15 protein-coding genes and 1 riboswitch are annotated in these 15,259 nt (G+C 41.3%); of the genes, 12 read left to right on the plus strand and 3 right to left on the minus strand.

The window, feature by feature from the left end; genetic code table 11:
* Nucleotides 1–133: 133 nt before the first annotated feature.
* Nucleotides 134–658, minus strand: coding sequence for a DUF3087 family protein (locus OCU78_RS21055; RefSeq protein WP_137371613.1), 525 nt, complete (start codon nucleotides 656–658; stop codon nucleotides 134–136).
* A 241-nt stretch (nucleotides 659–899) separates the two neighbouring features.
* Here OCU78_RS21055 and trmY point away from each other — a divergent pair, with 241 nt between their 5' ends.
* The 3 genes from trmY to sigZ all read left to right on the plus strand — a co-directional run bounded on the left by trmY (nucleotide 900) and on the right by sigZ (nucleotide 2,548).
* Nucleotides 900–1,499: a tRNA (pseudouridine(54)-N(1))-methyltransferase TrmY gene (gene trmY, locus OCU78_RS21060; RefSeq protein ID WP_137371614.1), complete on the plus strand. Its 600-nt coding sequence runs from the start codon at nucleotides 900–902 to the stop codon at nucleotides 1,497–1,499.
* Nucleotides 1,500–1,683: 184 nt separating this feature from the next.
* Nucleotides 1,684–1,980, plus strand: a complete 297-nt coding sequence (locus OCU78_RS21065; RefSeq protein ID WP_102453375.1) for an ArsR/SmtB family transcription factor — start codon at nucleotides 1,684–1,686, stop codon at nucleotides 1,978–1,980.
* A complete protein-coding gene (gene sigZ, locus OCU78_RS21070; protein ID WP_137371615.1) occupies nucleotides 1,964–2,548 on the plus strand; it encodes an RNA polymerase sigma factor SigZ in 585 nt (194 codons plus the stop codon). The genes OCU78_RS21065 and sigZ overlap by 17 nt, the downstream gene beginning before the upstream one ends.
* Nucleotides 2,549–2,716: 168 nt before the next feature.
* Here the strand turns inward: sigZ and OCU78_RS21075 are convergent, their stop codons facing one another.
* Nucleotides 2,717–3,331 (minus strand): YitT family protein, encoded by a 615-nt coding sequence (locus OCU78_RS21075; protein ID WP_137371616.1) that lies wholly within the window; start codon nucleotides 3,329–3,331, stop codon nucleotides 2,717–2,719.
* Between the two features lie 757 nt (nucleotides 3,332–4,088).
* Here OCU78_RS21075 and OCU78_RS21085 point away from each other — a divergent pair.
* The 3 genes from OCU78_RS21085 (at nucleotide 4,089) to OCU78_RS21095 (ending at nucleotide 6,679) form a co-directional block, all read left to right on the plus strand.
* Complete coding sequence (locus OCU78_RS21085; protein WP_137371618.1) at nucleotides 4,089–5,306, plus strand: MFS transporter; 1,218 nt, start codon at nucleotides 4,089–4,091, stop codon at nucleotides 5,304–5,306.
* 197 nt (nucleotides 5,307–5,503) lie between these two features.
* Nucleotides 5,504–6,238: a sulfite exporter TauE/SafE family protein gene (locus OCU78_RS21090; RefSeq protein ID WP_137371619.1), complete on the plus strand. Its 735-nt coding sequence runs from the start codon at nucleotides 5,504–5,506 to the stop codon at nucleotides 6,236–6,238.
* Nucleotides 6,239–6,307: 69 nt separating this feature from the next.
* Nucleotides 6,308–6,679, plus strand: coding sequence for an MmcQ/YjbR family DNA-binding protein (locus OCU78_RS21095; RefSeq protein ID WP_137371620.1), 372 nt, complete (start codon nucleotides 6,308–6,310; stop codon nucleotides 6,677–6,679).
* 35 nt (nucleotides 6,680–6,714) lie between these two features.
* On the opposite strand, the gene OCU78_RS21100 is transcribed toward OCU78_RS21095, so the two are convergent.
* Nucleotides 6,715–7,467: a phosphatase PAP2 family protein gene (locus OCU78_RS21100; RefSeq protein ID WP_137371621.1), complete on the minus strand. Its 753-nt coding sequence runs from the start codon at nucleotides 7,465–7,467 to the stop codon at nucleotides 6,715–6,717.
* Nucleotides 7,468–7,944: 477 nt separating this feature from the next.
* A riboswitch (FMN riboswitch) is annotated at nucleotides 7,945–8,122 on the plus strand.
* A gap of 146 nt (nucleotides 8,123–8,268) precedes the next feature.
* Here OCU78_RS21100 and ribB point away from each other — a divergent pair.
* The 6 genes from ribB (at nucleotide 8,269) to OCU78_RS21130 (ending at nucleotide 15,259) form a co-directional block, all read left to right on the plus strand.
* The gene (ribB, locus tag OCU78_RS21105) at nucleotides 8,269–8,925 is read left to right on the plus strand and encodes a 3,4-dihydroxy-2-butanone-4-phosphate synthase (protein ID WP_137371622.1); all 657 of its coding nucleotides are present in this window, start codon (nucleotides 8,269–8,271) and stop codon (nucleotides 8,923–8,925) included.
* A gap of 227 nt (nucleotides 8,926–9,152) precedes the next feature.
* A complete protein-coding gene (locus OCU78_RS21110) occupies nucleotides 9,153–10,688 on the plus strand; it encodes an ABC transporter substrate-binding protein (RefSeq protein ID WP_137371623.1) in 1,536 nt (511 codons plus the stop codon).
* Entirely contained in the window at nucleotides 10,681–11,694 is a 1,014-nt protein-coding gene (locus OCU78_RS21115; protein WP_137371624.1) for an ABC transporter permease, read from the plus strand. The genes OCU78_RS21110 and OCU78_RS21115 overlap by 8 nt, the downstream gene beginning before the upstream one ends.
* Nucleotides 11,691–12,569 (plus strand): ABC transporter permease, encoded by an 879-nt coding sequence (locus tag OCU78_RS21120; RefSeq protein ID WP_137371625.1) that lies wholly within the window; start codon nucleotides 11,691–11,693, stop codon nucleotides 12,567–12,569. Before OCU78_RS21115 ends, OCU78_RS21120 begins: the two co-directional genes overlap by 4 nt.
* Complete coding sequence (locus OCU78_RS21125) at nucleotides 12,566–14,011, plus strand: ABC transporter ATP-binding protein (protein ID WP_137371626.1); 1,446 nt, start codon at nucleotides 12,566–12,568, stop codon at nucleotides 14,009–14,011. Before OCU78_RS21120 ends, OCU78_RS21125 begins: the two co-directional genes overlap by 4 nt.
* 399 nt (nucleotides 14,012–14,410) lie before the next feature.
* Nucleotides 14,411–15,259, plus strand: coding sequence for a hypothetical protein (locus tag OCU78_RS21130; RefSeq protein WP_137371627.1), 849 nt, complete (start codon nucleotides 14,411–14,413; stop codon nucleotides 15,257–15,259).

Here is a 15,259-nt window from a genome sequence, read left to right on the forward strand (position 1 = left end):
GGCGGCATTATAGAGAACATCTAAAACTTGGCAACCCCTTTTCTTAAAAAAATCAAAAAAAACAACCCAACAGTTCAAAAGTCCATCAAACGAGGCTTTATTGATTATTAATCGTTCAAAACAGACTATAAAATCACAGTTTATCTATTAAACTCTTATCAAAGTCTGCAATGTTCAAGTCAAACTCCCAACGTAATGCTTTTTCTTTAATTATTTCTAATGCTTTTTCCACAGCACTGATTGTAAGCGTGTTGTTATCTAACTCATATACTTGCTTTTGGGTTGTGTAATAGAAGAAAAGAACCGTTAGTGCATCTCGATTTCCTGATTCCGCTTCTTGTTTAATGCGCTTTAGTTTTCTATACACTCGGTTATGTATTTGCTTCAGTTCCCAAACATATAATGCTTCTGTTAGATATGGGTGGGTTTTAAAAACCTTGATGGCACAAACATTCACAGCGATGGCTATGATTACGCCGATAACGTTTAAATGAAAGTTTCCGGTTGCTTCTCCACTAATTGACTCAGAGAAGCCAAATAATGAAATAAGTATTGAGCTTGAACCAATTGCGATAAGCGCAAGAGAAGCAACTAACGCTATAAGCAATACATTCATCTTCTTTCTGTATTCAGTTTTATCAATTTTTTGCAGTTTCATTAATGACTTCCTTCTATTAATGCTCATCATCTTACCTATGGCTATCTTGTCTTCAAGTTTTGCAAACATTCCTGTGGCTCTTGTACCTTATTAAGAATGTCTTTGCCCTTATTCAATGGATTTTAGTCACATCATTTGACTTCATGAATAGAAAGGAGTTACATACCGCATCAAACTGTACTCATCAATTTAATTCAGTATACCTACATGCGTAATACTGAAAGCTAACAAGGTATTTGCTATGCGTTCATTTGTTTTAAGAGCTCGAGCTGCTCCCACAGAAAGTCACCTTATCCTTGAAGGGGTCGGTCAAGATGCTCACACTGAGATTCTTGCCCATACACTGATGAATACAATCTTTGTTGCACAATCTCACCGTGCTGATATCACTGTTCATCTGGTATTAGAAAGTACTAAAGACTTTTCACGAACCATTACTTTCGATTCAAATGAAATTACTAATATTGGCGGGTTTCATGAGGCGGCTCTACTTGCAGCTGTTGTTAGAGCAGCTGACGCCTCTAAAGGAATGACCAAAGAACAAAGTCGTCAGGTTGAACCAGGTATCACAGTTCGAACTGTTAGCTTTGAAAAGCTAATGAAAGAATTAGCCGAAGATCATCAACTCTATATGATGGATAAGAAGGGAACCTTCGTTAGAGATGCTGAGATTGCAGACAATCCATGTTTCTTGTTAACAGACCACATTCCAATGCCGAAAAAGAGCTATAACAGCTTAAAAAGATTAGGAACAGAAAAGATCAGTCTGGGTCCGAATATGCTTTTCGCTTCTCAATGTGTCGTTTTGATCAACAATGAGTTGGATCTACGAGATTTTTAATTCCATTATTTTGGATTAAAACCAATACATTTATAGATAAAGATGAGTTCATTCATCTTTATCTTCTTATCTTCTTATCTTCTTACAAGCATTATTTTAGTTTTCGTATTTACTAACCTCCTATTCATCATTTGTAATTCATCATTATTTCGATTATTATCGAATTAAATATTTAGGAGCACACATGAACTTAGAAGTCGTTGCGAAAGCACTTAAAGAGTTGGGTCACCCTATTCGCCTAACTATTTATAAGAGTGTCGTTAAAGCTGGCTACCAAGGCATTGCAGTTGGAGGTCTACAGGAGGAATTAGGTATCCCTGGTTCTACCTTATCTCACCATATTTCAAGCCTTGCATCGGCAGGTCTAATCAGCCAAAGACGTGAAGGAAGAACCCTATTTTGCGTGGCAGAGTATGAATGCCTCGAAGGCGTTATTGATTTCTTACAAGACGAGTGTTGTGCAAATGAACAGTGCAACTAGTACCGCTTTACAGTTAGAGCAAGTCTGGAAAGACTACCAGCAAGCTTTGAAGACTTTCCTTCATTCTAAGGTTAGTAATTCAGCAGATGTTGATGACCTACTGCAAGAGATTTTGATCAAGACCTATCAAAGCCTTAATACTGTTCAAGATGCAGACAGCGTAAAGGCATGGCTTTTTCAACTGGCGAACCGAACCATCATCGACTTTTACCGGAAACGCTCTCGTCATCAAAGAGACAACGAGCTAGATGCCAGTGATTTATGGTTTACGAATGCCGATCATGATTCTAGTTTTGAGCAAGATTTATCAAAGTGCATTGAACCTTTTATTCAAGCTTTACCGGAGCAGAATGCTTCTCTATTGTTCGCGATTGATATTAAAGGACAAAGCCAAAAGGAACTCGCTAAGCAGCAAGGGATCAGTTACTCGACGGTTAAATCTCGCGTGCAAAAGAGCCGCGGTGAATTGAAGAGATTATTTGAAGAGTGTTGCCATTTATCACTTGATAGCCATGGCAATATCATTGATTGCGATACCAAGCCAGGAAATGACTGTAATAAGTGTTAATCCAGACTAAAACGTTTAATCGATGTTTTTACGAATGAATGTATAAACTAAAAAGCCCGCCTAACTTGTCAATGAAGTTAGGCGGGCTTTTTGATAATCGCATTTAATAATCACAAAAGAGTAAATACAAAACTAGTCGATGCAGAAACCTGATTTTCTTTCTGTATTTTACGCCGCTTTAGCTTGCTGAACAGGCTGATAACGACCGGGTTTGTGGTTCATTGCGAGAATTAAGTTAGTAACAACAGCACCCACTACAGAAAGTAAGATCAGAGTGATATCTACAATAAAGAACGACAATACAACTATGGTACAATCTAAAACCATTTGAATCTTACCTGCACGAATCCCAAACCGCTCTTGCAAGTACAGCGCTAGAATATTAAAACCGCCTAGGCTCATCTTGTGCCTGAAAATAACCAACATCCCCATACCAATTAAACCGCCACCAATTACGGCAGCATAAATAGTATTGATTTCTGCTATTTGGATAACATGATGCAAATGATCTACTGCAAACGAAACAATGGAAACGGCAACAAAGGTATTAATGGTGAAACGCCACCCCATGCGAGTGACAGAAAGAATATAGAAAGGTAGATTGAGAGCAAAGAAAACTTGCCCGAAACTAAAGTCAGAGACCTTAGTTAAAAAGATAGCCAAACCAGCAGTTCCACCAGTCAATAAACCTACTTGATTGAAGAAGATAACACCTAATGAAACCAGTGCGCTACCTAGTAAAAGAGCCAAGAGGTTCTCTCGAAGATTATGATCTTTATCCATGCGCTTATTGCTTCCATATCCCTAAATTTAAAGCTCTTTACTTCATCATGAGTAAAGTGATCGAGCGCATAAAATGACGATCTTTATAAAAAATGTCGAGGAACAGGCTGCTGTTAATTTTTAATTACTGTGTAAAACCTCTGTTACACCATTAAAAATTAAGCTATTTAATGCACCATAGAAAATGCTGTTTTATGAGGTCTTCTTCTAGCACGATCTCTTTCACATCACCCTTTCGTCATAGCTGTTAATCACCGTTGTTAATATCACAGTAGCAACTTCAGTAAAGCCCTTCCTAAGTCATTCCTTCTATGTATGCTTCGAATGGGTTATTCAAGTTTCTAGTTTTGTTTACCTCATCTACATGGAATGGTCAGACTTACTTAACCAATCTATGCATAAAACGCATAGATTGAATCACATATTCTCATTTGTCAGTATTTCATAGCGGCTTTATGATGCGCGCCTATTTTCGACAGACCAGCATTTCGTGACTTATGTTCTCACAATCACTTTTCGCTCAACTATGCAGGATGATCATATTACTGATCATTAGCTTAGTCATCGTTCATCACAGCAAGCCTTTGATTGAGCTATTAGCCCAGCACGCCGTTAACAGTGGGTGCCACCAGCAATCGGGAGAACACAATATGGCTGATCACCAGCATCACCACTAAAGCTACGCCGAATCTAAAACCACATTAGATCTAACGATTCATAACACCGCGCGACACCATTACTAACTGCGAGTACTATAATGAGCATTTTCCGTTTTCCTTTATTAGTATGGCTAGGGATTGGCACACTGATTATCAGTCTAGGGATTAGACAATCATTTGGCATTTTCATGATGCCCATTTCAGAATATTTCGGTACAGGCCGAGAGTTTTTCAGCTTTGCTATCGCGCTTCAAAATCTTCTCTTTGGTGTTTTTCAACCTTTCGTAGGCATGGCAGCAGACAAATGGGGCGCAAGAAAAATCATCATTGCAGGAGCATGCGCCTACGGTTTAGGTCTGTTACTCACCTCAGTGACTACAGAATCAAGCATGTTATACGTATCACTTGGTGCTTTGATTGGCTTGGGGCTAAGCGCAACTAGCTATGTAATTGTGCTTGGTGCAGTAGCCAAAGTAGTGCCAGCTGAACATGCAGCAAAAGCTTTTGGTTTAACAACGGCTGCTGGTTCATTTGGTATGTTTGCTGTGATCCCAGGAGCGCAATACATGTTAAATGAATTTAACTGGCAAACTGCCATGCAAGTATTCGCGCTTTTAACCTGCCTCATGATTTCATTTGCATTATTCATGAGAGCTCCAAAATCACAGGCTTCGGCAAATATTCAAGCTCAAAATGAAGATAATCAAACGTTGAAAGAAGCGTTGAGAGAGGCGTTTTCTCACAAGGGATATTGGCTTATCCATGCCGGATTCTTTGTGTGTGGTTTTCACGTTATGTTTATTGCTACTCACTTACCAAGCTATTTAGCAGATAAGAACTTACCCGCTAGCAGTGCTGCTATGGCTCTAGCTTACGTGGGTATTTTTAACATCTTCGGTTCTTATTTTTGGGGAGTCATGGGGGACAAATTCAGCAAACGTCATGTCATGTCTGCTCTCTATTTCGTAAGAACAGTGGTGATTGCCGCTTTCGTAACACTGCCAGTAACAGAACCGACAGCTGCACTATTTGGTGGTGCTATTGGTTTTTGTTGGCTAGGTACAGTGCCACTTACTTCAGGGCTTGTAAGACAAATTTTTGGTGCTCGCTACCTTTCAAGTCTTTATGGTTTGGTCTTTTTTACTCACCAAGTCGGCAGCTTTTTAGGGGCATGGGCAGGTGGTCGAATTTACGATTACTACGGGTCATATGAGCCAATTTGGTGGTCAACGGTTGTATTAGCATTCCTTGCAGCTTTAATACATTTACCTATCAATGATAAACCCGTTGCACGTCTTCAACCTGCGTTTGCTTAACGCTTTTTCAACTGGGAATAAACGTACGTTTATTCCCGTTTTATTTATCTTATAAACCCATTAATTCTTAATGATTCACCCCTCAAATACATAACGGTAAGAACATGATCCTATAAAGAAATACTTCCCGTTATTGCATCAATCCCGGTGACTTTACTTTATAGTGCTCATTCAGCCCTCATACTCTAATAGTGCATATGCTCACAGACTACTTTGACCAAACCGTCTTAATCGCCATGACTCTCATCTTTCTTGGATCATTCGTCCAAACTGCGATTGGATTTGGCTTAGCTATTGTTGCAGCTCCTGTACTTTTTCTTATTTCTCCCGACTATGTGCCCGCGCCAATTTGTTTAATTGGGCTGTTCATTGCAATATTGAATGCAATGAAGCACCGCTCCAATATTTCTATTGGAGGCTTGAAAGTAGCTCTGATTGGACGAATCCCAGGCTCAATCGCTGGCGGGTTTTTATTGGTGATGGTGTCAACTCAGGTGCTGTCTCTTTGGCTGGGTCTGCTTGTTGTTTTAGCTGTTATCATTAGTTTGCTGCCTTTTAGAATTGAGCCCACACCGATCAAAATGGGTATTGCAGGTTTTTTCTCTGGTTTCTTTGGCACCAGCTCTGGCATTGGTGGTCCTCCAATGGCGCTATTGCTTCAGCATCAAGAAGCCAACCAACTTCGCGGCAATTTATCCGCCTTTTTTGTCTTTAGCTCTATCATCTCGTTGATAGTACAGATTCCTGCTGGTTTCTTTACTTTGCACCACCTATGGATAACGATGCCACTTATTCCAGCTTCTTGGCTTGGCTACAAGTTAGCCTTACTCACCACTCAGACGCTCCCTAAAGAAAAGATTCGTGTCGGAGCTCTTGTGCTCTGCTCAGCAAGTGGGATAACCGCCGTTTGGCAAGGAGTCAGTGGCTTTTAATACATAACTAACAACCCCAATACCATAGTGGGTAGATAGATAAATGAAAGGATAAAGAAGGTTCAGAATATGACTTATGATGAATACAATGAATTTTGCAAAGCTCTTCCTGCCACTAGCTATGTTGTCCAGTGGAATAACTCGCACGTATGGAAAGTCGGAGGGAAGGTTTTCGCGATTGGAGGCTGGGGACCGAATGACCAACCTGCTTTTATTTTTAAAACATCAGATCTAAATTATGACTTTTTGAGCGAGCAAACTGGCTACAAGCCCGCCCCATATTTTGCGTCTAGAGGAATGAAGTGGATACAACACTATGAGTCCACCCCAAACTCGGATGAAGAGCTTATCTACTATCTGAAAGAGTCTTATCGAATCGTTTCTCTCGGTCTAACCAAAAAGAAACAAAAGGAATTAGGATTAAATCAAGAAAGCGAATAAACGGCCAAATTCCCAAAAATCAAATCAAAGCCTTGTTAAATTAAACCCTTGTTAAATAATACTGTCGGTAAATATTGTTTAAGCATAGGGATAGGGATTTTCGGCACCATTAGATAAATCAGCGCTGCTAACACAACAGAACCAATCAAGTCTTCTGGTCGATGCATGCCTAGCCATAAGCGGCTGTAAGCAACCCCAGCAGCCCAAATCATCAGCCCAGCGACCCAAGTAAACTTACGGCTTTCAAAAAACAACCCACCAAAGAAAGCTATACAAGTCGCGACAAAAATAGTGTGTCCAGAAGGGAAAGAGTAATCTTGTTCCCCAAGCCAATGATGCACTCGCCATTCACTCACATTACTTGTCACGTTCATGATCACTTCATTTTTTTCACTTAGTGATAGTTGATAAAAACTTTCAGGGAGTTCGATTAAATCGACTTGAGCAAGGTACTCAGTATAAGGTCGCGGGCTTTCTGTCGAATGCTTCAGCAATGTCTTAGCTGAGAAGCAAATCACTAACAGTAATGAGAGTTGAATAGCCAAGCTTAAAAACTTAATTCGAGGAAATTTTAGTCGTAGCGTTAGTGCACTCAGTACCGCTAAGGTCACAAGAAAACCAGAGCTGCCTGCTGAGTCTGTCAGCAGCGTCATAAAACGGCCCACAAAAGGTTCAATTGATTGCCCAAGGTCAAAATCAACGCCAATCAATACAACAGGCAGAAGTGAATAAAGGCTAAAAGCTAATAACAGTAACCCTTTAGATTTATTGGCAATATAATCAATCATTGTAACGCTGCAGTCCGTGCGGAAAGGGCGAATCCTAACTTAGCCGAATATGAAGAACATCAGGTTTATGTCAGAAATGTTATCCTAAGGCAAAATAACCCTACTTAAGTAGGGACTTATTCGATTGCGCGGTCAACTTGACGAAAACACCAGCCATCGCCGCTTAAAATTTGATTCAGAATAAAGAAACACTCACAAGCCCGACTATGGCTAGCTTCTTAAAACATTTGGAAACTGGTCTTTCAGCTTAACCTTCATTCTTCATTCTTCATTCTTGAGCCAAACTCAACTGCATGAATCTATTTACGGGCACTAAATAACCAATTAAAGACCACCTAACGGTAAATTAAGTGAAACTTTGCTACCAGTCCTTTAAATCTAAGATTGAAAGGATTACCATTCTCTCGCTCACTGCGTTTTTGAAATTTAAATGGCAGCACAATTTAAATTCGTAACGAATGAAGCAACATATTTAATTTTTATTCTCAGGGCGGGGCGCAATTCCCCACCGGCGGTATGTTTAGTTTTCCATTCATATTCAATTTTTATGTATGGATTTTCCTGAATAAGCCCGCGAGCGCTCGATACGTCGAGGTCAGCAGATCTGGTGAGATGCCAGAGCCGACGGTTATAGTCCGGATGAGAGAGAATGAAAACACACCGCTCACATAGTGAGACGGTGTATTTCGTTTTGGATAAAACCATTACACGCGAATCGCCACCGGTAATAAGTGGGGATGGTTGTGTTTGTTTTTAGTCCCTCATACAGCCCTGATTCTGGTGATATTTAGGAGTTTAACCATGAATCAGTCTTCACTACTTGCCGAATTTGGCGAACCAATTACTCGCGTTGAAAATGCTCTCGAAGCCTTAAGAGAAGGCCGTGGTGTATTGCTTTTAGACGATGAAAATCGTGAAAATGAAGGTGATATTATCTACTCTGTCGAGCACCTAACTGACGCTCAAATGGCACTAATGATCCGCGAATGTAGCGGCATTGTTTGCCTATGCTTGACCGACGAACAAGCCAATCAGCTTGAGCTTCCTCCAATGGTTGTTGATAACAACAGTGCGAATCAAACCGCATTCACTGTGACTATTGAAGCGAAAGAAGGCGTGACTACCGGCGTATCTGCAAAAGATCGCGTTACGACTATCAAAACAGCTGCAAACCCAAATGCGAAGCCATCAGACCTTGCACGCCCTGGTCACGTATTCCCATTACGTGCTCGTAAAGGTGGCGTTCTAGCTCGCCGTGGTCATACAGAAGGCACAGTCGATTTAATGCAAATGGCTGGTTTTGCTCCTGCAGGCGTATTATGTGAAGTAACCAACCCAGACGGTACTATGGCTAAAGCCCCTGAGATCGTTGCATTTGGTAAACTGCACAACATGCCAGTACTGACCATTGAAGATATGGTGATGTACCGCAACAAGTTTGACCTTAAGCTCGCTTAATCAAGCGTATTTAACTGGCTAACCCGCCAACTTCTGGCTGAAACGTCATTAAATAAACCCGCTTTACCTCCAAAAGCATTCCAAATAAATAGCCTCACTGATTTCAGTGGGGCTTTTTCACACTCATGTCCTGTAAAAATCAACTCAATTAGCAATTATTATCATTAACAACAATTGATTGTTATGTTATAACATTTCAAGTTTTTAACCATTACTAGGACAAAAGCATGAAAAAGCTTGCCGCACTGGCTCTACTTTCCATCAGTGCACTACTTATATGGACATTCGTACCATCGAAAGACACGGAACCCACCACTCTCAATATTTCAGGTCCCTTCGAATTTACCGATCAAGATTTATCGAAAAACGGCTACCTATTTACACGGTTACAAGTCGTTGAAGCGCTGACTGCTATCGATAAGTCAGGCAACGTTACACCTTTATTAGCGAAAGAATGGACGACTAGCGATAACAATTTACGTTGGGAGTTTACAATACGCCCAGATGTTATTTTCCATGATGGTTCACCACTGACCGCACAAGCCGTTCAAACTTCTCTTTCTCACGCTTTAAAGAAACCTGGCGTATTAAAGCGTGTTCCCATCAAAGAAATATCAGCTTCAGACAACCTTCTAGTCATCGAACTATCTCAACCTTATCGCCCATTACTGGCTGTATTAGCTCATTATACTGCTGCTATCGCTGCACCAAGTTCATTTGATCAACAAGGCAACGTGGCTGAATTAAGTGGCACTGGTCCTTATAAGATTCAAGAGTTGCAAGCACCTCACAAAGCTCATGTTATAAAGAACAATGAATATTGGGGCACAAATGCTTCAATTGAGCATGTTCACTACCTTGCAGGTCATCGTTCTGAAAGCCGTGCTTTATTAGCTCAAACAGGGCAAGCGGATCTCGTCTATACACTAGACCCAGCCAGTATCGATGTTCTTGAATCAACTAAAAATGTTGAACTCGTGATGGAATCTATTCCAAGAACGATCCTAATTAAATTGAATAATGAACACCCATTTTTAGATCATTCAGATGTGCGTCAAGCGATAAGCCTTGCGTTAGACCGAACTGGTATTTCAAAACAAATCGTCCGTGTTCCAGGGTCTGAAGCGTATCAACTGTTTGCACCTTCTCTTGGCGCATGGCACATCGATACCCTTGAGCAAACTCAGCGCAATATCGACCAAGCGAAAACATTACTAGCCGGGCAAGGTTGGCAGCCAAGTGAAGAAGGTATTCTTTCGCGAGAAGGTAAAACCTTCAACATCACTTTAACCACCTATTCTGACAGACCTGAACTGCCTATCGTGGCAACCGCTATCCAAGCTCAGCTTAAAGAAGTTGGCATTCAAGTGAATGTTTCTATCGACAACTCAAGTGCGATTCCATCTAAGCATAAAGACGGAACCTTAGAAATGGCGCTCGTGGCGCGTAATTTTGGCACAACGGCGGATCCCCTAGCCTTGTTAATGCGCGATTTTGCTAGCCATAAAGGCAGTGATTGGGGGCCGATGAACTGGTCTTCTGAAGAGTTCAGCAACTTACTTGAGCGCCTATCGGTTGAACCAAACCAAGAGCAGTATAATCAAATGACTCAAGAGGCTTCATCCATTCTAGCGGAAGAAATGCCACTGATCCCTGTGACTTTCTACACTCAATTAGTGGCGGTCAATGAACGTGTTAACCACTTCTCTTTTGACCCATTTGAGATCAATTACCGTATCTCAGAGATGACGATTAATGATTAATATCTTAATCCGAAGACTACTCCAAGCCGGCTTTGTGGCTTGGAGTATCGGAACACTAACTTTCATATTAATGCGCTTGTTACCCGGCGATTTTGCTTTTCGAATTGCAGCCGGTCGCTACGGGTACGATTATGTAGATGCAGATGCGGCACAAGCGGTTTACCAAGAACTAGGGCTTGATCGCTCGGGTTTTCAGCTATACCTCGAATGGTTGTGGGATCTTCTCCACTTTGACCTAGGTAACTCATTGATCAGCGGTGCACCCGTGATTAATGAAATCAGCCACCAGCTTGGACACTCCATTTTATTGGCAGCCGTCGCAACTGTCATGTCCCTTGTCATTGCTATCCCTATCGGCATTTATTGTGGTAGACGAACCGACTCTTTTGCAGACCACTTCTCACTATTAGGTTCCATCATATTAAGGGCGCAGCCTGTATTTCTGATTGGTTTAGCGTTAGTGATTATTTTTGCGTTACAACTGAATTGGCTGCCTGTAGCTGGCTTTGGACGTGTCGAGTTTATCATTTTACCCGCCCTCGCCTTAGCACTATCACTGGCTGCAATGTCTAGTCGCCTTATAAGAAATGCCACTCATGATGCCATCACAGCTCCTCACTTCTTATTTGCTCGCTTAAAAGGACTGAATGAAACACAAGCTTTTCAGCATCACGCCCATAAGCATATTGCCTTGCCAGTGATTACTTTTGTTGGCGTTCAAGCAACGGGGTTAATTGAAGGGATCATTATGATCGAATCATTATTCTCTTGGCCGGGCATTGGTCACGCCTTAGCTCACGCAATTTTCCGTAGAGATATTCCAATGATTCAAGGGACAGCATTGCTAATGGGGCTTCTATTTGTGGTCATCAATACGTTAGTCGATCTTGTTAACTACCAATTAGACCCAAGGCAGCGTGCTAACAGACCCTCTGCTTTATTTTCAAAATTAAAACCTAATAAACGACAAGCAGAATCCGAAAATAAGAAGGTTAAGATCGTATGAATTTAACAAAGCCGCAATGGTTAGGTCTGATTATCTTAGCCACCTTGTTAAGCGTGGTTATTCTGGAACGTACCTTCTATCAAGGTGATATTGCCACGCAAAATCTAGACCTAGCATTCACCACTCCTTCTGCAGAGGAGCCTTTAGGTCGAGACCATTTTGGGCGCAGTAATCTAGCAAGGTTAAGTCATGCCATCACCACTTCACTTTCTATGGCATTAGTCAGTATCACAACGGCTGCGTTATTAGGAACGTCAATGGGTGTGATAGCAGGTTGGAAACAAGGTTGGTGGGATAAGATATTTTCATTCAACGTGAATATGATACTTGCCATGCCCGGCTTAATCCTTGTTTTGCTTTTTGCAGCCATGGTTCCGGGTTCATTTCTCATTCTGTATATCGCCATATCGCTAATGCTCTGGGTGGATTTTTTCCGAGTATCACGTAACCGAACCTTATCGCTTATTCAGTCGCCGGCTGTTGAAGCTTCCCGCCTTTATGGATTCAACCACTGGTATATATTCAAGCGCCACTTATGGCCAGATTGTCGAAATGATTTATTCACCTTATTTTGTTTTGGTACTGGCAATTCAATATTAGCACTGGCGTCATTAGGGTTCCTGCACGTTGGGCTTAAGCCGCCAGAAGCAGAATTAGGGCTGATGATGGTAGAGCTGTTTCGTTACTACCACCAAGCACCGTGGGTTTTACTTCAACCAGTACTGACCGTTTTTCTTCTCGTATTAAGCTTTCATTTATTAGCTCAAGGAAAACGCGTTACTCAGTCATCAAAAAAACATTCGCATAATAACCCGATGTCTAAACAAGAAAAATCGCAACTAGACAAACAAGCGGACAAAGGAGTAACAGTATGAACGCGATGCTAAAAATTGAAAATCTATCGATTTATACTGACGATCAAACCTTAGTTCATAACCTAAGTTTAGATTTGAATCCCCATCGCCCACTCACTATCTTAGGTGAAACGGGCGCTGGTAAAAGCCTAATAGCCGCAGCTGTTGCAGGCACGCTGCCTGATGCATTAAAACCAGAAGGTGACATTACTTTATTTGATGAACTCAACCCTTTAAATCGAGAACGATTTTGGGGGAAAGAGATCGCTCTGTTACCTCAAGAACCTTGGTTAGCGCTTAACCCATTACGTACTATTGCTTCGCAAATAAGCGAAGTTCATAAGCTGGTATTAAACAAAGATAAATCGACAAGTGAAGTACGCACCCACCACGCACTTCAACAAATGGAATTAGACAGCGATGGCGGGAAATACCCATTTGAACTCTCTGGCGGGATGGCACAACGTGCCGCCTATTTATGCGCAACCCAAGCAGGGGGCAAGCTATTAATTGCAGATGAACCAACAAAAGGGTTAGACGAAAGCAGGCGAGATCATGTTGGTCAACTTCTTCTTTCTCATTGCCAATCATTTGAAACTAAAAAACCACGCGGGCTACTCACCATCACTCATGACATTAAGTTAGCTAAAATGTTAGGTGGCGACATTATTGTAATGAAAGAAGGCGAGATAGTTGAGCGAGGAGATGCGAACACGGTTCTAGAGAATCCACAAGCCGCCTATACAAAGGCACTCATTCATGCACAACCAGAATATTGGTTAATGGAATCCCCATTATCATCACATCCACAGCAAGTTGACTCCAGCTCATCGAATCTCCACATAGTAAAGAAGTCTCTGCTAAAAGTGCACGATCTCTCGATTTATCGTGAAGAAAAAACTCTATTTTCAGAACTCACATTTTCATTAGATCAAGGAGAAGTGCTCGGGATCTACGGAGACAGTGGGTGTGGAAAATCATCACTCGCCGACACCCTTTTAGGTTTACATAACGACTTTTCTGGGAGTATAGACTGGCTTCAAGCCGTCGAAAAAGGACAACGCCTTAAGCTTTATCAAGATCCACCAAGTGCGCATTCTCCTCACGTGACTTTAAAAACGTTACTGAATGACTTATGTGCGCTTCACAAGCTAGACCGAAGCAAGATAACCGCACTTTTAGATAGATTAAGCCTTGATCAAGATCTGCTCGAGCGCCCTTCAAGCCAAGTGTCTGGTGGAGAATTACAAAGGTTTGCGATTTTACGAGCCCTATTAATGAGTCCGAAATTTTTGATTGCGGATGAGCCATCATCGCGTTTAGACCCAATTACAGCAGCCCAAACGCTTAAGCTGATTGTTGAAGTTTCTAAAGAAGCCAATTGTGGGCTTATTTTGATCAGCCATGACCAACTTGCTTTGAGTAAGCTGTGTAATAAAGTGATCGACTTATCGAGCTATTGATTAATGGGGCTACTGACTTACCAAGCTATTGACTTAACGAATTATCAACCTAAAAAAGCTTAGGGATTATCTGTTTTCTCACTGACACATCCGACATTAGCTTTAGTCATATCTTCATCATCCACTCTCCGAATGTACATCTCTGTGTAACCCAATCTGGCTAGCCTTGTATAAAAGGTTAGCTAGATTCGACTCTTTATCTTTCAGGCATATCGACGCCGAAGAACCATTAAAGTCGCTTATTTACTCTAGCTTTCTCACTAATCTAGTGAACCAGTGCACTATTCTAGAGCAGGCACATAATCAAGATAATCATAACCAATTGATTTATTTAAATTAAAAATATGGCACAGATAATGAATTACCACTAAATAGGTATAAACATAAAAGGAGTTAGATATGTTTGTCATTCTTTCAATTGTTACATCGTTAGCCATTCTCACGACATTATTTCACTATTCAACAAAGCGACAAGCGACACTCAGCCAGAAATTTGAAACGCTAGTGTTGATAAGGCAAATACTGCAGCTATCACGACAGCACCGAGCTGCTACTCACTATGCACTGTCCTGCAAACTCACCAGTGAAGCTATTTTTAAGGTCAACGAAATCTACGCTGATATCCTTGAAACATCCGAGTTATTACAAACAAAAGCACCGTTAGATAGTCGGCCAATGTACCGAATCTATCAAAATAAACTCAAAGCAATGCATGATGATTGGCAAAGCCGAAGCTTAGTTCGCAACCAAACTATCCATGGAAAAAACATCAGACACAGCATGTACCTGCTAGATGAAGTGATGATCAACTGGCTTATTCAGTCTGAGCGCGAAGATATGATGAGCGAATATCATATGAACTGGCAACAAGTACTCGACAGCATGGAAGTGCTAACTAAGCTACGAATTTGCATTCCAGATATGGATTCCATTGATGACCAGCAAAGGGTCAAATTTTACTGTGATAAAACCGTTCGAAAGCTGAATCAGCTAGCGCTGATATGCCCACTTAGTATTGCCTCGCCAATAGGCTGCCGAGCGATACACGAACTATCAGAATTAGCATCCAGCGAGACCATCAACTTATCGCCAAAAGCGATGTACGATTTAACCAGCGATGTTTCAACGGTTATCGCCCAAGTCTTTGACCAAGTTTTATCAGATATGACTGAAAGTTTATATCAGCCTCTACCATCTATTCCGTTAGGTATCGTTGAAGGTCATCAAAGCAAGCATAGCTACGTATAA

The organism is Vibrio gallaecicus (assembly GCF_024347495.1).
GTDB classification, from domain to species: domain Bacteria; phylum Pseudomonadota; class Gammaproteobacteria; order Enterobacterales; family Vibrionaceae; genus Vibrio; species Vibrio gallaecicus.

Bases quoted from the DNA above. Each gene is read 5' to 3' on its own strand.
- OCU78_RS21055 (WP_137371613.1), bottom strand. From the start codon at position 658: ATGAAACTGCAAAAAATTGATAAAACTGAATACAGAAAGAAGATGAAT.
- trmY (WP_137371614.1), top strand. From the start codon at position 900: ATGCGTTCATTTGTTTTAAGAGCTCGAGCTGCTCCCACAGAAAGTCAC.
- OCU78_RS21065 (WP_102453375.1), top strand. From the start codon at position 1,684: ATGAACTTAGAAGTCGTTGCGAAAGCACTTAAAGAGTTGGGTCACCCT.
- sigZ (WP_137371615.1), top strand. From the start codon at position 1,964: ATGAACAGTGCAACTAGTACCGCTTTACAGTTAGAGCAAGTCTGGAAA.
- OCU78_RS21075 (WP_137371616.1), bottom strand. From the start codon at position 3,331: ATGGATAAAGATCATAATCTTCGAGAGAACCTCTTGGCTCTTTTACTA.
- OCU78_RS21085 (WP_137371618.1), top strand. From the start codon at position 4,089: ATGAGCATTTTCCGTTTTCCTTTATTAGTATGGCTAGGGATTGGCACA.
- OCU78_RS21090 (WP_137371619.1), top strand. From the start codon at position 5,504: ATGCTCACAGACTACTTTGACCAAACCGTCTTAATCGCCATGACTCTC.
- OCU78_RS21095 (WP_137371620.1), top strand. From the start codon at position 6,308: ATGACTTATGATGAATACAATGAATTTTGCAAAGCTCTTCCTGCCACT.
- OCU78_RS21100 (WP_137371621.1), bottom strand. From the start codon at position 7,467: ATGATTGATTATATTGCCAATAAATCTAAAGGGTTACTGTTATTAGCT.
- ribB (WP_137371622.1), top strand. From the start codon at position 8,269: ATGAATCAGTCTTCACTACTTGCCGAATTTGGCGAACCAATTACTCGC.
- OCU78_RS21110 (WP_137371623.1), top strand. From the start codon at position 9,153: ATGAAAAAGCTTGCCGCACTGGCTCTACTTTCCATCAGTGCACTACTT.
- OCU78_RS21115 (WP_137371624.1), top strand. From the start codon at position 10,681: ATGATTAATATCTTAATCCGAAGACTACTCCAAGCCGGCTTTGTGGCT.
- OCU78_RS21120 (WP_137371625.1), top strand. From the start codon at position 11,691: ATGAATTTAACAAAGCCGCAATGGTTAGGTCTGATTATCTTAGCCACC.
- OCU78_RS21125 (WP_137371626.1), top strand. From the start codon at position 12,566: ATGAACGCGATGCTAAAAATTGAAAATCTATCGATTTATACTGACGAT.
- OCU78_RS21130 (WP_137371627.1), top strand. From the start codon at position 14,411: ATGTTTGTCATTCTTTCAATTGTTACATCGTTAGCCATTCTCACGACA.